Annotated in this window: 16 protein-coding genes; 13 read left to right on the top strand and 3 right to left on the bottom strand. The window is 70.2% G+C overall.

Annotation, left to right across the window (positions count from 1 at the left end):
- The first annotated feature begins 19 nt into the window (after positions 1 to 19).
- A complete protein-coding gene (locus JJ691_RS17560) occupies positions 20 to 898 on the top strand; it encodes an SMP-30/gluconolactonase/LRE family protein (protein ID WP_211769826.1) in 879 nt (292 codons plus the stop codon).
- Here JJ691_RS17560 and JJ691_RS17555 read toward each other — a convergent pair.
- Entirely contained in the window at positions 882 to 1322 is a 441-nt protein-coding gene (locus tag JJ691_RS17555; protein ID WP_211769825.1) for an Lrp/AsnC family transcriptional regulator, read from the bottom strand. The two genes, JJ691_RS17560 and JJ691_RS17555, sit on opposite strands and share 17 nt — an antisense overlap.
- Positions 1323 to 1470: 148 nt before the next feature.
- On the opposite strand from JJ691_RS17555, the gene JJ691_RS17550 reads away from it, so the two are divergent.
- Positions 1471 to 2682, top strand: coding sequence for a trans-sulfuration enzyme family protein (locus tag JJ691_RS17550; RefSeq protein ID WP_211769824.1), 1212 nt, complete (start codon positions 1471 to 1473; stop codon positions 2680 to 2682).
- Entirely contained in the window at positions 2679 to 3962 is a 1284-nt protein-coding gene (locus JJ691_RS17545) for an amidohydrolase family protein (protein ID WP_211769823.1), read from the top strand. Before JJ691_RS17550 ends, JJ691_RS17545 begins: the two co-directional genes overlap by 4 nt.
- Before the next feature lie 54 nt (positions 3963 to 4016).
- On the opposite strand, the gene JJ691_RS17540 is transcribed toward JJ691_RS17545, so the two are convergent.
- A complete protein-coding gene (locus JJ691_RS17540) occupies positions 4017 to 4844 on the bottom strand; it encodes an ABC transporter permease (RefSeq protein WP_211769822.1) in 828 nt (275 codons plus the stop codon).
- Positions 4841 to 5797 (bottom strand): ATP-binding cassette domain-containing protein, encoded by a 957-nt coding sequence (locus tag JJ691_RS17535; protein WP_211769821.1) that lies wholly within the window; start codon positions 5795 to 5797, stop codon positions 4841 to 4843. Before JJ691_RS17535 ends, JJ691_RS17540 begins: the two co-directional genes overlap by 4 nt.
- Before the next feature lie 848 nt (positions 5798 to 6645).
- Here JJ691_RS17535 and sbnB point away from each other — a divergent pair.
- The 10 genes from sbnB to fabG all read left to right on the top strand — a co-directional run bounded on the left by sbnB (position 6646) and on the right by fabG (position 21209).
- Entirely contained in the window at positions 6646 to 7686 is a 1041-nt protein-coding gene (gene sbnB / locus JJ691_RS17530) for a 2,3-diaminopropionate biosynthesis protein SbnB (protein ID WP_211769820.1), read from the top strand.
- A gap of 39 nt (positions 7687 to 7725) precedes the next feature.
- Positions 7726 to 8721: a 2,3-diaminopropionate biosynthesis protein SbnA gene (sbnA, locus tag JJ691_RS17525; protein ID WP_211769819.1), complete on the top strand. Its 996-nt coding sequence runs from the start codon at positions 7726 to 7728 to the stop codon at positions 8719 to 8721.
- Between the two features lie 22 nt (positions 8722 to 8743).
- Positions 8744 to 16501 carry a non-ribosomal peptide synthetase gene (locus tag JJ691_RS17520; RefSeq protein ID WP_211769818.1) on the top strand — a complete coding sequence of 2586 codons (7758 nt, stop codon included), beginning with the start codon at positions 8744 to 8746 and terminating at the stop codon, positions 16499 to 16501.
- Positions 16498 to 16698, top strand: a complete 201-nt coding sequence (locus tag JJ691_RS17515) for an MbtH family protein (RefSeq protein WP_211769817.1) — start codon at positions 16498 to 16500, stop codon at positions 16696 to 16698. The genes JJ691_RS17520 and JJ691_RS17515 overlap by 4 nt, the downstream gene beginning before the upstream one ends.
- A gap of 175 nt (positions 16699 to 16873) precedes the next feature.
- Positions 16874 to 17125: an acyl carrier protein gene (locus JJ691_RS17510; RefSeq protein WP_211769816.1), complete on the top strand. Its 252-nt coding sequence runs from the start codon at positions 16874 to 16876 to the stop codon at positions 17123 to 17125.
- 78 nt (positions 17126 to 17203) lie between these two features.
- The gene (locus JJ691_RS17505; protein ID WP_211769815.1) at positions 17204 to 18454 is read left to right on the top strand and encodes a beta-ketoacyl-[acyl-carrier-protein] synthase family protein; all 1251 of its coding nucleotides are present in this window, start codon (positions 17204 to 17206) and stop codon (positions 18452 to 18454) included.
- The gene (locus tag JJ691_RS17500; protein ID WP_211769814.1) at positions 18451 to 19548 is read left to right on the top strand and encodes a beta-ketoacyl synthase N-terminal-like domain-containing protein; all 1098 of its coding nucleotides are present in this window, start codon (positions 18451 to 18453) and stop codon (positions 19546 to 19548) included. Before JJ691_RS17505 ends, JJ691_RS17500 begins: the two co-directional genes overlap by 4 nt.
- Position 19549: 1 nt before the next feature.
- The gene (locus JJ691_RS17495; RefSeq protein ID WP_211769813.1) at positions 19550 to 19963 is read left to right on the top strand and encodes a 3-hydroxyacyl-ACP dehydratase FabZ family protein; all 414 of its coding nucleotides are present in this window, start codon (positions 19550 to 19552) and stop codon (positions 19961 to 19963) included.
- A complete protein-coding gene (locus tag JJ691_RS17490) occupies positions 19960 to 20469 on the top strand; it encodes a 3-hydroxyacyl-ACP dehydratase FabZ family protein (protein WP_211769812.1) in 510 nt (169 codons plus the stop codon). Before JJ691_RS17495 ends, JJ691_RS17490 begins: the two co-directional genes overlap by 4 nt.
- Entirely contained in the window at positions 20466 to 21209 is a 744-nt protein-coding gene (gene fabG / locus JJ691_RS17485; protein WP_211769811.1) for a 3-oxoacyl-ACP reductase FabG, read from the top strand. The genes JJ691_RS17490 and fabG overlap by 4 nt, the downstream gene beginning before the upstream one ends.
- Positions 21210 to 21221 lie beyond the last annotated feature (12 nt).

The following is a 21221-nucleotide window of genomic DNA, read 5'->3' as shown; positions in this document are numbered from 1 at the left end:
CGAACGACTAGGAGACACGATGTTCGACACTGCCCGCGCGATCGCCGACGGCCTGCGGTTTCCCGAAGGGGCGTCGGTCGGCGCGGACGGCTCGGTCTTCGTTCCGGAGATCGAGGGGCGTGCGCTGACACGGGTGCATCCCGACGGTCGTAAGGAGACGGTCGCCGAGTTCTCCGGTGGTGCCAACGGTTGCGCGTTCGGTCCGGATGGAGCGATCTACGTCTGCGACAGCGGTGGCTTCACCTTCGACGGCGACGACGGTGTCCGCCGTCCCAACGGCCGGGCCGATGACAACACCGGCGGCACGCTGTGGCGGGTCGACGTCGAGACCGGCGCCGTCAAGGCGGTGTTCACCGAATGCGACGGCGAGCGCATCGGCGGCCTCAACGACATCGTCTTCGACACCAACGGATCCTGCTACTTCGTGGACACCACACGGGGGATGCTCTACTACGGTGATCCCGTCGCCCGCACGGTCCACGTCGCAGCCGGCGGCTTGCACATCCCCAACGGCGCTGGTCTGTCCCCGGACGGATCGCGGCTCTACGCCTCCGAGACGTTCACCGGCCGCCTCCGGTGCTACGACATCGCCGGGCCCGGCAAGCTCGTCGAACGGCCCGACCTCCACCAGCACGAGGGCAGCCGGAACCTGAAGTGGGACGGCCTGGCCGTCGACGCCGCCGGCAACGTGTGCGTGGCCGACCTGCCGGGCTCCGGCATCCGCGTGATCAGCCCGGAAGGCAAGGTGCTCGGCGCGTTCGTCACGCCGGTCGAAGACCCGTACGTCACCAACGTCTGCTTCGGTGGCGACACCGCCTACGTCAGCTCCGGCGGCCGTGGCGTGGTGTACGAACTGCCGTGGCCGTGGGGCGGCCTGCGCCTCAACTGCCAGCCGTGAGCGTCTTCATCGTGACGTAGCTGCTCACCGCGGCCACCCCGGGCAGGCTGGCCAGCCGGTTGGCGTGGAAGTCCTCGTACGCCGGCAGGTCGGCCACCTCCACCTGGAGCAGGTAGTCGTAGTTGCCGGTGACGTGGTGGCTGTGCACCACCTCGTCCAGCTTGAGCACGGCCTGCTCGAAGGCCACCACGTCCGCGCGGGCGTGCCGCACCAGTCGGACGCCGGCGAACACCCGCAGCCCCCGGCCGACCGCGGCGGGGTCGATCAGCGCCCGGTAGCCGCGGATCACCCCGGTCTCCTCCAGTCGGCGCACCCGCCGCAGGCACGGCGACGGCGACAGGCCGACCCGGGCGGCGAGATCGGCGTTGCTGATCCGGCCGTCCTGCTCCAGCACGGCCAGTATCGAGCGGTCCACGTCATCCACGTTGGCAGGATATTGCGCCAGCCCCCGCCCTACCACACCACCTGCCCCGATCCAGGCGCTAGTTGCTGCCAAAGTTGCCGCAATCGGGGCTTTCCGGCCATTCCGTTGGCCATTCTCGTGGTGTCAGAGACATCCACGGGAGGGCAGTATGACGGGCAGCAGCACGGTCGTGGTCCACGCCGACCGCCACGTCCACCCCAGCCGCGCCGTGGCGCCGCCGATCTACCAGACGGCGACGTTCTCGGCCGACGACGGGGACGACTTCGCGCGGGTCGCCGTGGAGTCCCGGGGCCACGACTTCTACACCCGATACGGCAATCCGAACCACACTCAGGTCGCGGCGGTGGTCGCGGAGCTGGAGCACACCGAGGCGGCGATGGTCACCGCCTCGGGCATGGCCGCCCTCACCACCACCGTGCTGGGCCTGGTGTCGGCCGGCGACCATGTGATCGGGCAGAAGTCGACCTACGGCGGCACCGGGTCGGTGCTGCTGAACCTGTTGCCACGGCTGGGAGTGTCCACCACCGTGGTCGACCAGACCGACCCGGAGCAGTTCGCGCGGGCGTTGACGCCGAAGACCCGGCTGATCCTGGTGGAGACGCCGAGCAATCCGCTGTTGCAGGTCACCGACCTGTCGGCGGTGGCCGAGCTGGCCCGCGCCAACAACGTGCTGACCGTGGCCGACAACACCTTCGCCACGCCGCTGAACCAGCGGCCGGCCGACCTCGGGATCGACCTGGTCTGGCACAGCGCGACCAAGTACCTCAACGGCCACACCGACGTGTCGGCCGGGGTGCTGGCCGGATCGGCGGAGCTGTTGGACCGGATCTGGGACACCGCCGTGCTCACCGGGGCGGTGCTCGGTCCGGTCGACGCCTGGCTGCTGCTGCGCGGCTTGCGCACCCTGCCGCTGCGGGTGGCTCGCCACAATGCCAACGGCCAGGCTCTGGCCGAGGTGCTGAGCAAGCATCCGGCGGTGGCCCGCGTGCACTATCCCGGTCTGCCCGGCCATCCGCAGCATGCGTTGGCGCGCAAGCAGATGAACGGCTTCGGTGGCGTGCTCGCGGTTGAGCTGACCGGTGGTTTCGCGGCGGCCGACGCGTTCCTGGGCCGGCTGCGCTACAGCCGCCGGTCGGCCAGCCTCGGCGGCGTGGAGTCCCTGGCCGTGCACCCGGCGTCAATGTGGCGAGGAATGCTCAGCGAGGAACAGATCGCCGCGTCAGGGGTTCCGCTGGGCCTGGTCCGGCTGGCCGCCGGCACCGAGGACACCCCCGACCTGATCGCCGACGTCCTGGCCGCGGCGGACGGTGTTCACCACAAGCAGGTTCACCACAAGCAGAAGGAGACCAGCGCCTCATGAAAACCCTGATCACTGGCGGCATGGTCGTCAGCATGGACCCGGCCGTCGGCGATCTCACCCGCGGCGACGTGCTCGTCGAAGACGGCGTGATCGCCGCCGTGGCCGAGCGGATCGACGCCCCGGACGCCGAGGTGATCGACGCGACCGACCGGATCGTGCTGCCCGGCTTTGTCGACAACCACCGCCACACCTGGCAGACGGCGTTCCGCGGCATCGGCGCCGACTGGACGTTCGACGACTACGTCGTGGCGATGCACGGCACACTCAAGCCCCAGTACCGGCCCGAGGACGTGTACCTGGGCAACCTGTTCGGCCGTCTGGAGGCCCTGCACTCCGGCGTGACCACGATGCTGGACTGGTTCCACGCCGCGCAGAGCCCCGAGCACGCCGACGCCGCCCTCGACGGCCTGCGAGCCGTGCCCGGGCGGTCGATCTTCTGCTACGGCGCGGGATACCGCACCAAGGACGCGATCGAGGCCGAGGTCCGCCGAGTGCGGGCCGGCGTGACCGAGGACGGCCTGGTGACCATGGCCTTGGGCCTGCGCGGGCCGGGGGAGTCCACAATGGACGTGGTGGCCGCGGACATGAAGCTGGCGGCCGAACTCGGCCTGCGGACCAGCGTGCACGTCGACGGGCTGTCGGGCGGCCGGCCGGTCGCCGAGCTCCGCGAGCACGGATTGCTGTGGGACACCACGACTTTCGTGCACGCCAACGGGATCAGCGATGACGAGCTGCGTTTGGTGGCCGAGGCCGGCGGCTCGGTGTCGATCAGCCCGGACGTCGAGGCGAAAATGGGCTTCGGCTGGCCGGAGACCGGCCGGGTGCTGGCCGCCGGCCTGCGCCCGACGCTGTCGGCCGACGACGTCCCGTCTGCCGCTGGCGATCTGTTCTCCACCATGCGGACCGCCTTCGCCGCGCAGCGCGGCCTGAACGGTGGCCTGCGGTCTCGGGATCTGCTGGAGTTCGTGACGGTCGACGCGGCCGCCTCGTGCGGGCTCGGCGCTCGCACCGGCAGCCTCACGCCGGGCAAGGAGGCCGATGTCGTTCTCCTGCGGGCCGATGACCCGACGGTTTTCCCGGTCACCGATCCGGTCGGCGCCATCGTCTCCGCCGGCCATCCGGGCCTGGTCGACACCGTTCTTGTCGCCGGCCGCGTGGTCAAGCGGGACGGCGTGCTGATCGGCGTCGACCTGCCCGCGCTGCGAGCCCGTCTGCTGGCCTCCCGCAACCGCATCGCCGCGGCCGCCGGCATCCCGGTCGACGGCACCTGGCGTCCCTGACCCTGACCGCACAAAACCCGCCACTCCCCAGCGGTGGCGGGTTTTGTGCTGTCGTCAGCGGGCGGCGGCGGTGCGGAACGAGCGGACCGCCAGCGGGATCACCACGGCCAGCATCACGGCCAGGCTCACCAGGGCGACGATCACCGGGTGCTGGGCCGGTAGCCCGTCGCGCACCGGCGAGGACGGGTTGCCCCACAGGTCGCGGCACGCGGTCACCACGGCGCTGACCGGGTTCCAGGCTGCGATGGGCCGGATCCAGTCGGGCATGCCGTCGGTGGACAGGAAGGCACTGGACAGGAACGAGAACAGCACCACGACCAGCGCGCCGACGGCGTCGATGGTCTCCAGGGTGCGGATCACCAGCCCGACCAGCACGCCGACCCACAGCATGGTGTACACGAACAGCAGCAGGATCCCGTACCCGGCAAGGGCTTCCCACAGTCCGGTGTGGATCCGCCAGCCCAGCAGCAGGCCGGCCACCGACACCACGACCACAGTGCCGGCGGCCAGCACCAGGTCGGACAGTGTCCGTCCCATCAGGACACTGGTGCGCGAGATGGGCAGCGACCGCAGGCGATCCATCAGTCCGGTGCGCAGGTCCGACGCCACGCCGATGGCCGACGGCCCGATGCTGGCCAGCCCGACCTGGGCGGCGCAGCCGGCCAGGATGTACTCCTGGTAGTCCCCGGAGCCCGGCACCACGATGAAGTTCTTGAACAGGTAGCCCAGCACCAGCATCATCACCAGCGGGTTCATCGCGATGCCGATGAACTTGCCCGGCGCCCGGCGCAGGTGCGTCAGCTGCCGGCCCACCAGCGCGAAGGTGTCGGTGAGGGCCGAACCCCGCTCGCCGATGACGCCGCGTTCGAGCGCGAGGCTCATGACTGTCCGCCCTCCCCGGAGGATTTCCCTGTCAGCGTGAAGAAAACGTCGTCCAGCGACGGCCGGCGCAGCGCGAAGTCGACCACCTCGACGCCGGCGTCGCTCAGGGCCGTGGCGGCCGCGGCCACCGCGCCCATGCCGGCCGGCAGCTGCGCGGTGATCACGCCGCTGTCCGCCGACGCGCTCGGCTCGCCCACCGACACCTTGGCCAGCGCGGCCAACGCCATGGCCCGCTGGGCCGGCTGGGCCACCGAGACCTCCAGCCACTCCTCGCCGACCTTGCGCTTGAGCTCGTCCGGCGTGCCCTCGGCGATGACCCGGCCGGTGTCGATGACCACGATGCTGTCGGCCAACTGGTCGGCTTCCTCCAGGTACTGCGTGGTCAGCAGCACCGTGGTGCCGACGGCCACCTGCTCCCGCACCATCCGCCACAGCAGCACCCGGCTGGTCGGGTCCAGCCCGGTCGTTGGCTCGTCCAGGAACACCACCGGCGGGTCGGCGATCAGACAGGTGGCCAGGTCCAGCCGCCGCCGCATGCCGCCCGAGTAGGTGCCGGCCGGCCGGTCGGCCGCGTCGGTGAGTTCGAAGCGCTCCAACAGCTCCGTGCTGCGCTCGCGGGCCCGTTTGCGGCCCAGCCGCAGCAGAGTGCCCAGCAGCACCAGGTTCTCCCGCCCGGTGAGCAGCTCGTCCACCGCGGCGTACTGGCCGGCCAGCCCGATGCGCCGGCGCACCTCCCGTGGCTGGGTCAGCACGTCGTACCCGGCCACCTTGGCCTGGCCGGAATCAGGCCGCAGCAAGGTGGCCAGCGTGCGCACGGTGGTGGTCTTGCCGGCGCCGTTCGGGCCCAGCACCCCGAGCACGGTGCCCGCGGGCACGGCCAGGTCCACCCCCGTCAGCGCCTCATGGTCCCCGTACCGCTTGCGCAGCCCCTCTGCCCAGATCGCGTAGTCCATCTCTCGCTTCCCCTAGCGGTTGGACGTGCCCATCACCCGGCGAAGGCTGGTTGGGCGAATCGACAACAGCACCCCGTCGGCGAATTCACGCCGCTGCCGTCCGGGACAGACTCCCTCGCGCACAGGCTAGGTGAGGCATCGGCCGAAGGACAAGGTAAACGGGTGAAATTGACGTGCCCTTTTTCCGGGATCGCACGATACCGCTACGTGTGAAGTTTGCCCCAAGGTGCACGGGCGCTGCGCCGTGCGGACCAGTAGAGTCACGGTTACATGCCGCCTTCCCGAGGCGTGCCCGTGACCTTCCGGGAAAAAGCGTGACCGGTCCTGAAGTCGCCTTGACGCAGGTTTGAGCGCGGGCAAGTATGGATGGCGGATTGATCACTGGAGTGACATGCGGGTAAACCGCGTGTTAGGTGCGACTCGTCGGGAGCGGGTCGAACCAGACACATCCGATGATCACGCCGGCACTGCTGGGGAGCGGTGTCGTGGAGGAAGCGGTATCCGAGTCGCTATCTGGGGGTAGAGATGTCACCTGCTGTTTTACTGGTCCTGGAGACCGTAGAACAGGTCACCGCGCCTGCCTGACGTCTGGCCCGCGCCCGGGGTGGTCCGGGCGGGGTGACGAGCCGCGGGCGCCCGTGTCCCGCCGGCTGGGGATCTTCTGTCGTGCACGTCCTGCTCGCACGCGCTCTGGCGGCGCGCCGACTGACGTGGCTGCTTCGCGTGCCCGGATACGTTTCGTGGTGCGCTGAAAATGTGATTCTCGCCCCGGGAAGTGCTCGGGGTTGATTGTCATGCCTTTACCAATCGCGCTGGTGCCGTGACTGGCGGCACTCGGGGAGCTGTGCATGTCTGAAAAGGCTCGTATTCCGTCGTTCGCTGTTATTTCCGGTGCTCAGGTGCAGCGTGCGCTCACCGGGCGCGAGAAGCAGGTAACGGAGCTGGTCGAGGCGACGTACCGCATGCACGGCGCCGGTGAGACAGTGAATCCGCCGTCATACTTTCTTCGTTTTCCGGACAGGCCCAGTTCACGCATCATCGCGCTGCCGGCGGCGCTGGGCGGCCGTCGTCCGGTGGACGGCATCAAGTGGATCTCGAGCTTCCCGGAGAACGTGGCGGCGGGGATTCCGCGGGCCTCGGCCGTGCTGGTGCTCAACGACCACGACACCGGCTATCCGTTCGCCTGCATGGAGAGCTCCATCATCAGCGCCACCCGGACGGCGGCCTCGGCCGCGCTGGCCGCGGACTGGCTGACCCGCGACCGCACCCGGCCGGCCCGGGTCGGCTTCGTCGGCGTCGGCCTGATCGCCCGGTACATCCACACCTACCTGGCCGGCACCGGCTGGAGCTTCGACGAGATCGGCGTGCACGACCTGTCGGCCGAACACGCGAACGGTTTCTCCGACTACCTGCGCCGTTCCGGCGCCACCGCGCGGATCACGGTGCGCGAGAGCGCGGAGGACCTGATCCGCAACAGCGACCTGGTCGTGTTCGCCACCGTGGCCGGCAAGCCGCACGTGACCGACCCGTCCTGGTTCGACCACAACCCGGTGGTGCTGCACGTGTCGCTGCGCGACCTGGCCCCGGAGATCATCCTCGGCGCGACCAACGTGCTCGACGACATCGACCACTGCCTCAAGGCCGACACCTCGCCGCACCTGGCCGAGCAGCTCACCGGCAACCGGGACTTCGTGCACGCCACCCTGCCGGAAGTGTTGGCGGGCAAGGCGAAGCTGCCGACCGACCGGCCGCTGGTCTTCTCCCCGTTCGGCCTCGGCGTGCTCGACCTCGCCGTCGGCCTGCACGCCTACGACGAGGTGCGCGCCGACGGCACGCTGGTCGAGGTCCCGGACTTCTTCGCCGACGTGCACCGCTACGGCAATGCCTGAGCCGGCGTCGGACTTATCCCACCAGCAGGGGGTCGGCACGTGCCAGTGATCACCAGCCCGCAGGAGTTCAACGTGGAGGACCTCTACGTCGACCTGGCTCCGGTGTTCGACCGCCGGCTGTTCCTCAAGTGCGAGGGCTTCAACTTCGCCGGCTCCATCAAGCTCAAGGCGGCGGCCAGCATGGTCGAGGCGGCCGAGCGGGCCGGCCGGCTCGTGCCGGGCTCGACGCTGGTCGAGTCCTCGTCGGGCAATCTCGGCATCGCGCTGAGCATCATCGCGGCCAGCCGGGGCTACGGCTTCGTCTGCGTCACCGACTCGCGCTGCAACCTGACCACGCGCCAGCTCATGGAGAGCCTGGGCAGCACGGTGCACGTGATCGCCGAGCCGGACCGGGACGGCGGCTTCCTGGGGGCCCGCATCAACTACGTGCGGGCCCTGTGCGCCAGCGACAGCAAGTACGTGTGGCTCAACCAGTACGCCAACCCCGACAACTGGGGCGCCCACTTCCGCACCACCGCGCCGGCCATCGCGCAGCGGTTCCCGGACCTGGACGTGCTTTTTGTCGGCGCGGGCACCACCGGCACGCTGATGGGCTGCGCGCGCTACTTCCACGAGGCCGGCCGCAAGGTGCGCATCGTGGCGGTGGACAGCGTCGGCTCGGTGACCTTCGGCGGGCCGCCCAGCCCCCGGATGATTCCCGGGCTGGGCACCAGCGTGCGGCCGCAGCTGCTGGACGAGTCCTATGTGGACGACGTGGTGCACGTCGAGGAGCCGGACACCATCCGCATCTGCCACCAGCTGGCCCGCAAGGGCTTCCTGTTCGGCGGTTCCACCGGGACCGTGCTCTCGGGCGCGCTGAGCTGGCTGGACGAGCACGCGGACGGCAAGGACATCACCGCGGTGGCCATCGCACCCGACCTGGGGGAGCGGTATCTGGACACGCTCTACCAGCGCAACTGGCTGCAGGACATCTACGGCGACCACGTGGTCGCCGCCATCGACGCGCCGGACGCGTACGACGCGCTGGCGCGCTGATCTGGGGGAACAGGAGTGCTCGGTGAGGACTGAGGGACCAGGCGACGGTCTGCCGCTGTCGGCCGCGCAGACCGAGATCTGGGTGGGCCAACAGCTCGACCCCGGCAACCCGGTCTACAACACCGGCGGCTACGTGGACATCCGGGGCGGACTGGACGTCGACCGGTACCAGGCGGCGCTGCGGGCGACCGTGCGCGAGGCGCAGACCCTGCGCGTTCGGTTCACCCCGGGCGACGGGGAGCCGCGCCAGGTGGTGCACCCGTTCGCCGACTGGCCGTCGCCGGTCACCGACCTCACCGGCGAGGCCGACCCGGCGGCCCGCTCGGTCGAGCTGATGGAGGCCGACCTGGCGCGGCCGCTGGACTTCGACAACGGGCCGCTGTTCCGGTTCGCCCTGCACAAGATCGGGCCCGAGCACTACCACCACTACGTGTGCACGCACCACATCGTGCTCGACGGCTTCTCGTACGGCGTGTTCTACAACCGGTTCTCCCGGATTTACGACGCGCTGGGCGAGGGCACGGACCCGACCGATGGGGTGCTGGCCCCGGTGTCGGAGCTGCTGGACGACGAGGCCGCCTACGCGGCCGGGCCGAAGCTGGCGCGGGACGAGGAGTTCTGGCGCGAGCGGTTCACGGAGACGCCCGATCTGACCAACCTGTCCGGCCGCCGGCCGGCTACCCCGCGCAGCTACCTGCGGCGTTCCTCGGTGTTGTCGGACGTGATGGCCGACGTCAAGGCGGCGTCGTGGCAGGCGCGGGTGGCCTGGCCGACCTTCGTCATCGCCGCGGCCGGCGCCTACGTGCAGCGCATGACCGACAGCGACACTGTCATGCTCACCATGCCCGCCACCGCGCGCACCGGCGCCAAAGCGCGGGCGATTCCCGGCATGCGGGCCAACTTCCTGCCGTTGCAACTGCGCATCGCCGCGGCGACCACCCGGGCCCAGTTGCTCGCGCAGGCCGGCGAGCAGGTCAGCCTGACCGTGCGCCACCAGCACTTCCGCGGCCGGCAGGTGCGCCAGCTGATGGGCCTGGACCACGCCGACCAGCGCCCGTTCGGGCCGACCGTGAACGTGCTCGACTACGGCGCGAGTTTCTCCTTCGGCGACTGCGTGTGTGTCATGAACGACCTCACCAGCGGGCCGGTGGAGGACTTCCAGATCACCGCCTACGAGACGTCGGACGGGGAGCTGGGCTTCCACTTCAACGCCAACCCCGAGGTCTACCGCGAGGAGGAGCTGGCCGCGCACCAGCGGCGGTTTCTCGACTACCTGACCGACTTCGTCCGCGTCGACGCCGACCGGCCGTTGAGTCGGATCGACGTGGTCGACGCGGCCGAGCGGCGGCAGTTGTTGGTGCAGTGGAACGACTCCGCTCGCGACGGTGGCTTCGAGGGTGTGGTGGAGCGGGTCCGCCGGACCAATCCTTCTTCGGTGGCCGTGGTGGATGACTCCGGGCCGGTGACCTACGGGTCGTTGGTGCGGCGGGCGAGTCTGGTGTCCCGTGAGGTGGACCCGGGTTCGTTGGTTGCTGTGCTCTCGGACCGCAGTGCTCGGTTCGTGGCGGCGGTGTTGGGCGTGCTGGGGGCCGGCGGCGCGTATGTGCCACTCGATGTGCACGCCCCTGTCGCGCGCATCTCATCGCTGCTGGTGGACAGCGGCGTCCGGTTGTTGTTGGTGGCACCGGAGTTCATCGAGCTGGCCGCCGAGGTCGTGCCGCTCGACGGTTCGGTGCGGGTGGTCGTGCTCGGCGATCGCGAGGACGACGAGTTGGCGCCGGTTGTCGGTGCTGAGGACGATCTGGCCTACGTGATCTTTACGTCGGGGTCGACGGGTAAGCCCAAGGGTGCGATGGTGCATCGCCGGGGCATGGTGAATCACCTGTTGGCCAAGGCTGAGGATCTGGCGGTGTCGGCGACTGATGTGGTGGTGCAGAACGCGCCGTTGACGTTCGACATCTCGGTGTGGCAGATGCTGTTGCCGCTGATGGTCGGCGGCACGGTGTGTGTGGTGGACCGCGAGGTCGCCGCCGATCCCGATGCCCTGTTCGCGGTGCCGTGCACGGTGTTGGAGGTTGTGCCGTCGCTGCTGCGGGCCGCCTTGGATGGTTGGGATGCCGGTTCTGGTGTGCCGGAGTTGGCCGATCTGCGGTGGTTGGTGGTGACGGGTGAGGCATTGCCGCCGGATCTGTGTGCCCGGTGGTTTGAGCGTTTCCCGTTGATTCCGCTGGTCAACGCTTATGGGCCCACGGAGTGCGCGGATGACGTTACGCACGCGGTGATCCGGACCGGCCACGAACTCGGTGACGTCCGCGTCCCGATCGGCCGGGTGGTGCGCAACACGCAGTTGTATGTACTGGGTGACGGCTTGCAGCCGGTTCCGGTCGGTGTCCCGGGTGAGCTGTACGTCGGTGGCACCGGTGTCGGTCACGGGTACCTGCACAACACACCCCGCACGGCCGTTTCCTTCATGGCGGACCCGTTCTCGGAGGTGCCTGGCGCGCGGATGTACCGCACCGGTGACCGGGTTCGGTATCTGCCTGATGGTCAGTTGGAGTTCTTGGAGCGTCGGGACTTCCAGGTGAAGGTGCGGGGCCACCGGATCGAACTGGGTGAGGTCGAGGCCGTCCTGCGAGCCGTCCCGGGGATCACCGACGTAGTGGTCGACGTCCGGGTCGACACCGCCGGCCAGCAGCGGCTGGTGGGCTACGTCGTCGGCGCGGTCGACCCGGCGGTGGTGCGCGAGGGCGTCGCCGAGGTGCTGCCGGAGTACATGGTGCCGTCAGTGGTGATGGTCCTCGACGCGCTTCCCCTGACCCCCAACGGCAAGGTCGACCGGAAGACGCTGCCCGTGCCGGAGGCGGCGGCCGTCGGCGGTGGCCGCGCCGCGCGGGGCCCGCAGGAGGAGATCCTGTGCACCCTGTTCGCCGAGGTGCTGGGCCTGCCTTCCGTTGGCGTGGCCGAGAGTTTCTTCGACCTGGGCGGGCATTCGCTGCTGGCGACCCGCCTGGTCAGCCGGGTCCGCTCGGTGCTGGGCGTGGAGGTGCCGGTCCGGGTCCTGTTCGAGGCCCCGACCGTCGCCGAGCTGGCCGAGCAGCTGAACGGATCTGTGGACGTCCGGCCGGCCCTGGTGCCGGCTCAGCGTCCCGAGGTGGTGCCGCTGTCCTTTTCCCAGCGACGACTGTGGTTCCTGAACCGTCTCGAAGGCGCCGCGTCCGCGGCCTACAACGTCGCCTCGGTCGTGCACCTCACCGGCCCGCTGAACACCGATGCCCTGGTGGCCGCGGTGGGCGACCTGGTGGCCCGGCACGAGAGCCTGCGCACGGTGTACCCGGACGTCAACGGCGTCCCGCGCCAGCTGGTGCTGGACCCGGCGGCGGTCGCGCTGATCGTGCCGACCACCGAGATCGCCGAGTCCAAGCTGAACTCCGCCGTGCGCGAGACGGCGGCCAAGGGCTTCGACGTGGCCACCGAGCTGCCGGTGCGGGCCCATCTGTTCACTGTGGACACTGACCGCCACGCCTTGGTGCTCGTGGTCCACCACGTGGCCGCCGACGGCTGGTCCATGGTCCCGGCCTTCCACAACCTGGCCGAGTCCTACGCCGCCCGCGTCGCCGGGCAGGTGCCCGATCCGCCGCCACTACCGGTGCAGTACGCGGACTTCACGTTGTGGCAGCACGAGTTGCTGGGCAGCGAGGACGACCCCGAGAGTGTTGTCTCGAAGCAGCTGGAGTTCTGGCAGGGTGCGCTGGCCGATCTGCCTGACCAGATCGAGTTGCCCACCGACCACCCGCGACCGGCGGTCACCAGCTACCGGGGCGACCGCGTCGACTTCGAGCTCGGCCCCGACCTGCACGCCCGGATCGCCGAGCTGGCCAAGACCAACGGCGCCACGGTGTTCATGGTGCTCCAGGCCGCCCTGGCCGCACTGCTGTCCAAACTCGGCGCGGGCAACGACATCCCGCTCGGCACGCCGATCGCCGGCCGCACCGACGAGGCCCTGGACAACCTGGTCGGCTTTTTCGTCAACACGCTGGTGCTGCGCAACGACGTCTCGGGCGACCCGAGCTTCGCCGACCTGATCGCCCGGGTCCGCGCCACCGACCTGGCCGCCTACGCCCACCAGGACGTGCCGTTCGAACGGCTGGTCGACGTGATCAACCCGAGCCGCTCGCTGGCCCGGCAGCCGCTGTTCCAGGTCATGCTGGTGTTCCAGAACAACGCCGTTTCCGACCTCACACTGTCCGGAGTGGACACCGAGGTGCGGCAGGTGCCCACCGGCACGGCCAAGTTCGACCTGACCTTCGAGTTCGCCGAGCAGCCCGACCACGGCGGCCTGACCGCGCTCGTCGAGTACAGCACCGACCTGTACGAGGCCGACACCGTGCGGGCGCTGGCCGGCCGCCTGGTGCGGTTGCTGACCGCGCTGGTCGAACAGCCGGACCGGCCGCTGAGCGGATTCGACGTGCTCGACCCGCAGGAGCGCCACCGGATCCTGCACGAGTGGAACGACCACGTCGTCGAGATCCCGGACGGCACCATCACCGATGGCTTCGAGGCCCAGGCAGCCAGCACGCCCGACGCGATCGCGGTCGTGTTCGAGGACACGCGGCTAACCTACCGTGAGCTGAACGAGCGGGCCAACCGCCTGGCCCGGACCCTGGTGCGGGCCGGCATCGGCAGCGAGCAGATCGTGGCCCTGGCCCTGCCCCGCTCGGCCGAGATGATCGTGGCCGTGCTCGCGGTGCAGAAGGCCGGCGCGGCCTACCTGCCGGTGGACCCGGACTACCCGCCGGACCGCATCGCCTACCTGTTCGCCGACGCCCACCCGGCCATGGCGATCACCACGGCCGCCACCGGCGACGGCGTCCCGACGGATCTGCCCCGGCTGCTGCTGGACCGGGAACTGTCCGAACAGGACGGTTCCAACCTCACCAACGCCGACCGGATCCGGCCGGTGACCCAGCTCAGCCCGGCCTACGTCATCTACACCTCCGGCTCGACCGGCCAGCCCAAGGGCGTGGTGCTGCCGCACGCCGGCATCGTCGCGATGACCGCCGAGCAGCGGCTGCGCTTCGGTATCGGCCCGGACACCCGGATGCTCCAGTTCGCCTCGCTCAGCTTTGACGCGGCCTGCTGGGAGATCAACACCGCTCTGCTCTGCGGCGCGACGCTTGTCGTGGCGTCGGCCGAGGAGCGGGCCGGCGGCGCGCCGGTCGCCGAGCTGATCCGCCGGGAGCAGGTGAACCTGGGCGTGCTCTCGCCGACCGTGGTCGCCGCCTTCCCGCCGGACATCACCCTGCCCACCGACCTGGTGTTCATCCTCGCCGGCGAGGCCTGCCCGCCGGAGTTGGTGGAACGCTGGTCCGGCGACCGCGCGATGATCAACGCGTACGGGCCGACCGAGGCCACGGTGTGCGTGACGATGAGCTCGGCGCTGACCACCGAGACGCCGAAGCCGCCGATCGGCCGGCCGCTGGCCAACACCCGGCTCTACGTGCTGGACCAGGCCCTGCGCCCGGTGCCTGTCGGCATTCCCGGCGAGCTCTACATCGCCGGCGTCGGCGCGGGGCTGGCCCGGGGCTACCTGAACCGGCCGTCGCTGACCGGGTCACGCTTCGTCGCCGACCCGTACGGCGCGCCCGGCACGCGCATGTACCGCACCGGCGACCTGGTGCGCTGGACCGCCAAGGGCGAACTGGACTACGTCGGCCGGGCCGACAACCAGGTCAAGATCCGCGGCTTCCGCATCGAGCTGGGCGAGGTCGAGTCGGCGGTCGCGAGCCACGACGACGTCGCGCAGGTCGCGGCCGTGGTCCGCGAAGACCGGCCTGGCGACAAGCGGCTGGTCGCCTACGTGGTGCCGGCGGCGGGCGTCGAACCGGAGATCAAGGCGCTGCGTGAGCACACCGCCCACCAGGTGCCGGACTACATGGTGCCGTCGGCCTTCGTTCTGCTGGACCGGATTCCGCTGACCACCAACGGAAAGCTCGACACCAAGGCGCTGCCCGCGCCGGACTACGCGACTGTGGTCGGCGTGACCGAGGCGCGCACCCGGCAGGAGGAGATCGTCGCCGGGCTGTTCGCCGAGGTGCTGGGGTTGCCGCGGGTCGGCGTCGAGGACAACTTCTTCGAGCTGGGCGGCGACAGCATCCTGGCCATCCAGGTGGTCAGCCGGGCCCGCAACGCCGGCCTGGTGCTCAGCCCGCGTGACGTGTTCCTGCACAAGACGGCCGAAGCCGTGGCCGCTGTCGCCGAGGACGTGGCCGATGAGGCCGAGGTCAGCGCCGACGACGGCATCGGCGAGGTCGGCCTGACGCCGATCGTGCACTGGCTGGCCGAGCAGTCCGGCTCGGTGACCGGGTTCCAGCAGTGCGCGGTCGTGCAGACGCCGGCCGGCGCCGACCTTGACATGCTGGCCGCCGCGTTGCAGGCCGTGCTCGATCGCCACGACGTGTTGCGGATGCGCCTGCGCCGCAACGAGTCCTGGCGGCTGGAGGTCCGGCCGACCGGTGCGGTCGCCGCGACCGACTGCCTCACTCGGGTGGATGCCACTGGGGCGAGTGAGGACACGCTGCGGGCGCTGGTGATCGCGCAGGGCGCGACCGCACAGGCCGGCCTGGACCCCGACGCCGGGCAGATGGTCCGCGCGGTGTGGTTGGACGCCGGCCCCGACCAGCCGGGCCGCTTGATCCTTGTGTTGCACCACTTGGTGGTTGACGGTGTGTCGTGGCGGATCCTGGTGCCCGACCTGGAGGCGGCGTGGAACGCGCTGGCCGATGGGGTCGAGCCGGACCTCGCGCCGGTCGGCACCAGTTTCCGCCGCTGGGCCGAAGTCCTGGCGGCGGAGGCCACCAGCGTGCTGCGGGCCGACGAGCTGCCGACCTGGCTGGCCATGACCGCCGAGCCGGAACGTCCCTTGGGCACTGGGGAGTTGGACCCGAATCGGGACGTCCACGGCACGGCGCGGCAGTTGCGGCTGCGGCTGTCGGTGGAGCAGACGGTCGCGTTGCTGACCGAGGTGCCGTCGGTGTTCCACGCCGAGATCAACGACGTGCTGCTGGCCGGTTTTGCGTTGGCGGTGGCCGATTGGCGGCGTCGCCGGGGTGGCGATGCCGGCAACGGCGTGCTGATCGAGATGGAGGGCCACGGCCGCGAGGACATCGGCGAGCGGGTCGACCTGTCCCGCACGGTGGGCTGGTTCACCACGATCAACCCGATCCGGCTCGACCCCGGCCCGGTCGACTTCGCCCAGGTGTGGGCCGGCGGGCCGGTGGTCGGCGACGTGCTCAAGCGGGTCAAGGAGCAGTTGCGGGCGGTGCCCGACAAGGGGATCGGCTACGGCCTGCTGCGCCACCTGAACCCGACCACCGCCGGCGTGTTGGCGCGGGCGCCCCGGCCGCAGATCGGCTTCAACTACCTCGGCCGCATGAGCACGCCGAAGCCCCAGGACTGGGCGGTCAGCGCCGAGCAGGAGGCGCTAGGCGGGGCCGGCGCGGACCCGAGCATGTCGCTGCCGCATGTGGTCGACGTCAACGCGCTCACCGAGGACCGGCCGGAGGGGCCGCGCCTGGTCGCCACCTGGACCTGGGCCGGGCGGCTGCTGGACGAGCCTGCGGTCGACGACCTGGCCCGCAGCTGGTTCCGTGCCCTGGACGCGCTGGTCGAGCACGCCCGCCGGCCCGACGCCGGCGGCTACACGCCCTCGGACCTCTCGCTGGTGTCGCTGACCCAGGAAGACATCGACGAGTTCGAACTGGAAGCTGAGGAATGGTCATGACGAATCCGTTCGACGACCAGGACGGGCGCTTTCTCGTCCTGGCCAACAACGAGGGCCAGCACTGCCTGTGGCCGGTGTTCGCCGAGGTGCCCGGGGGCTGGTCGGTGGTGCACGGCGAGGACAGTCGCCAGGGGTCACTCGACTACGTGGAGCAGCACTGGACGGATATGCGTCCGGTGAGTCTGCGGGGGGTGTGAATAACGAGAGAACTGTCCCAAGTTTTCTTGCGCACACCTGCCGGCAGAGTTATCTTGGGTACTCCCCGAATGGGGTTCCGGTAGAGGTATGTATCACCGTCGTGGCCAGCATTGTGTCCGTTGTTCGTGGGGAGCGCGGCGCATGGCGGGCGGTGGAGAATGATGGGGTGGAAGCATGACCATGTCCATTGACGAGCGCAGTGTCAAGATCAAGGAAATCGTGTGCAGAATTCTTGAACTCGACGAGGACGAGGTGACCGACACCAGCCTCTTCCAGGAGGAACACGGCGCGGACTCGCTGCGCGCCATCGAGATCCTGGCGTCCGTCGAGAAGGAATTCAACATCGTCATCGATCAGGACAAGTTGTCCCAGCTGGTCAACTTGAAGGGCGTCTACGACGTCGTCGCCGACGCGGCCGGCTGGTAGGCCGATCATTCTGGCGATACGGGGAGCAGCACGCACATGCCGCTCCCCGTATCGGTGGAGAACGCTGGAGGGGGAATAATGTCCCACGTAGTTTCCGGCGCGGCCTCCGGGTTGCCGCGCCGGGTTGTCCTGACCGGTCTTGGGGTTGTCTCCAGTATCGGCATCGGGGTGGATGAATACACCGAGGGCATCCGCTCCGGGCGCAGCGGGGTGCGCCCCATCTCGGCGTTCGACACCGAGGGCTTCGCCCACTCCAACGGCGCCGAGGTGGTCGGCTTCGACCCGACCGGCTGGATCCGCACCGTGCCCGTCGAGCAGTTGGGCCGGGCCAGCCGCTTCGCCACCGCGGCGGCGCGGATGGCTGTCGAGGACGCTGGCCTGGCTGAGGGCGAGCTGTCCCAGCGGCGCGGCATGGTGTCCATCGGCACCACCGACGGCGAGGCTTTCGAGATGGACGGCCTGGTCGGCGTCGAGTTGGCCGGGGGAGCGGCCGACTTCGACCCGGTGCACGTGCGCCGGACGCCGGCCTCGCAGCTGTCCACGGCCATCGCCCAGGAGCTGCGGCTGTCCAATGTGGAGACTTCCACCATCGGCACCGCCTGTTCGGCCGGCAACTACTCGATCGGCTACGGCTTCGACGCGGTCCGCTTCGGCGAGGCCGAGTTCGCGCTCTGCGGCGGCGCGGACGCGGTGTGCCGCAAGACTTTCTCCGGCTTCTACCGGCTGGGCACGATCGCACCCGAGTGCTGCCAGCCCTTCGACATCAACCGGCAGGGCATCCTGACCGGCGAGGGCGCGGGCGTGCTGCTGCTGGAGCCGCTGGACTCCGCGCTGGCCCGTGGCGCCACCATCTACGCCGAGGTGCTGGGCTACGGCCTCAACTGCGACGCGCACCACCCGGTCGCGCCCAACCAGCAGAGCGTGGCCCGCTGCATCGAGCTCGCGCTGGAGAACGCCGGCGTCAAACCGTCCGAAGTGGACCTGATCTCGGCCCACGGCACCGGCACCAAGGCCAACGACATCTGCGAGACCGCGGCCATCCGCGAGGTGTACGGCGGCCAGCCGCCGCGCACCGTGTCGCTGAAGTCCATGCTGGGCCACAGCATGGGCGCGGCCAGCGCGCTGGCCGCCGCGGCCTGCTCGCTGGCGATCAAGCACGGGTTCATCCCGCCGACGATCAACCACGTCGAGACCGACCCGGAGTGCGGCATCGACTGCGTGCCCAACGTGGCCGTGGAGGCCGACCTGAAGATCGTCCAGAACAACGGGCTCGCGTTCGCCGGCAACAACGCGATCACCGTGCTCGGCAAGTACGAGGGGGACCGGTGACCGCCGACCGCATGATGATCACGGGCTGGTCCGTGGTCAGCCCGTACGGCGTCGGCCGCGACGCGTTCGTCGACGGCGTGCACGCCGGCCGGGCCACGGCGTCCGATGTGGACACCGAGCGCTGGCAGGTGCCGGACCGCCGGGCCAGCCTGGTCCCCGGCTTCGACGTCCGCGAGGCGCTGGGCAAGAAGGGGACCCGCTCGATGGACCGGGTCACCGGCCTGGCCGTCACCACGGTCGGCAGGCTGATCAAGGACGCCGAGGGCAACCAGGTGATCGACACCGGCCCGGACACCGGCCTGGTGCTGGGCACCACCACCGGCAGCGCGCAGTCCATGATGGACTTCACCCGGACCTCGCTGACCGCCGAGCAGCCCTTCTACGTCGACCCGGCGGCGTTCCCGAACACCACCATGAACTGCGCCGCCGGCCAGTGCGCGATCTGGTACCAGCTCAAGGGCCCCAACGCCACGATCGCCGGCGGCCGCACCGCCGGCCTGACCGCGCTGACCTACGGGCGCCGGCTGCTGCGTTCCCGGCGGGCGGCCAAGGTTCTGGTCGGCGGCGTCGAGGAGTACAGCAACGCCCGGTCCTGGCTGGACTTCCACAGCCGCGGCGACAAGAACCACGACGCCGTGCTGGGCGAGGGCTGCGTCATGCTGCTCATGGAGCCGGCCGACACTGTCGGCGCCTACGGTCAGCCGCTGGCCGAACTGCTGGCGGTCGAGTCCTCGGCCTACCTGGACAACGACCTGCGGCCGGCCCTCAAGGCCCGCGTGGACAGCGTCCTGGCGCAGGCCGGCGTGCAGCCGTCCGAGGTGTGGGCGGCGGTCGCCTCGCAGGCTCCCGACGCCACCGCCGAGGCCGAACGCGCGGTGCTGACCGAGGTCTTCGGTGCGCCGACGGTCAACCGGATCACCACCGGCGACCTGATCGGCGACACCGCGGCGGCGTCCGTGTCCTTCCAGATCGCCTCGTTGCTGGCGGCGGCCGAGCGTGACCCCGAGGCGGCCGGCAAGGTTGTGCTGGTCAGCTCGGTGGACCGCAGCGGCACCACCGGCTGCGCCGTGCTCCGGCTCCTGGGGCAGGTGTGAGGTGAGCGGTTTATCGCGGCGCAGTCCGGTGATCGCCGACGTGCGGGTGCACGCCGGTCTGACCGCCGACGGCGCGAAGTGGCGGGCCGCCGCGTCGGCCCGCATCACCGGTGACGAGCCGGTGTTCGCGGGGCACTACCCGGGATTCCCGATCTTCCCGGGCGTGTGCGTGCTGGAGTGCGTCACCCGTGGCGCCGAGCTCACCGCCTCGGAGTTCACCGCCCCTGGGCCAGGTGTGCTGCGGGGCATCGAGTCGGCGCGCTTCCTCGGCGCGGTGTTCCCGGGCGACGAGCTCGACATCGCCCTGGAGTGGACCGGGCGGGACGGGGACTGGGTGTGCAAGGCGACCGTGTCGGTGGGGAGCCGGTCGGTCGGCAGTGTGCGTCTGGGCTACAAGGCAGGGGTGGCGGCGTGAAGGTCACCCTGCCGGAGCTGCGGCGCCTGCTGCCGCACCGCTATCCGATCCTGCTGGTCGACCGGGTGCTCGACGTCGTGCCCGGCGAACGCATCACCACGGTGAAAGCCGTGACCTGCAACGAACCCTGGTACGCCGACCTCGCGGACGAGGTCACCGACGAGGAACTGGCCTATCCCTCGACCCTGCTGGTCGAGTCGTGGGCGCAGTCGGCCGGCGTGCTCGCCATGCTCACCGCGGGTGGACCTGAGGCCTTGCACGACAAGGTGATGCTGCTCGGCTCGGTGTCCGGAGTGGACTTCCACGGGCCGGTGCTCCCCGGCGACGTCGTGGAGCACCACATCGTCTTACAGCGTGACATGGGCGAAACCATGATCTTCCACGGCGAGAGCCGGGTGGCCGGGCGGACGGTGGTCACCGTGACCACCGCCGTGATGGCCTTCCGGCCGGCCGAACAGCTGCGCCCGGAGAAGGCCGGGGCAATCAGCGGGGGTTTGCGACGATGACCGACAACAACGGCAGAGTGGCACTGGTCAGCGGCGCGTCCCGCGGCATCGGACGGGCGGTCGCGCAGCGGCTGGCCGCCGACGGCTTCGACATCAGCTTCTGCTACCGCAGCGACGAGAAGGCCGCCGACGAGCTGGAGAAGGAGCTTGTCGGGCTGGGCGTGCGGGTGCTGGCGCGGCGGGTCGACGTCAGCGACAGCGAGGCGGTGCGCTCCTGGGTGGGCGACACCGAGCAGTTCGGCCCGATCGAGCTGGCCGTCACCTCGGCCGGCATCACCCGCGACGGGCCCCTGGTGAAGATGCCCGACCAGGACTGGCGGGCCGTCATGGACACCAACCTGGACGGCGTCTTCCACGTCGGCCGGTCCGTGGTGTTCCCGATGATGAAGCGGCGCCGGGGATCGGTGATCGCGATCTCCTCGGTGTCCGGTGTGTACGGACTGGCCACGCAGACCAACTACTCGGCGTCCAAGGCCGGCGTCATCGGGTTCGTCAAGGCCATGGCCAAGGAGGTCGGCCGCTACGGCATCAAGGTCAACGCGGTGGCCCCCGGCATGATCGAGACCGACATGACCGAGGCGCTGACCGCGCAGGCCCGGGCCAAGCTGCTGGCCGGCATTCCGTTGGGGCGCTTCGGCACCGCGGCCGAGGTGGCCGACATGGTGGCCTACCTGGCCTCGCCGGGCGCGGCCTATGTCACCGGGTCCGTGTTGGAGATCCACGGCGGCATCAGCATCTGACGGGGAGGAGGA

This window comes from Kutzneria sp. CA-103260 (assembly GCF_018263855.1).
GTDB lineage: Bacteria > Actinomycetota > Actinomycetes > Mycobacteriales > Pseudonocardiaceae > Kutzneria.
This window is presented reverse-complemented; position numbering and strand designations above follow the sequence as displayed.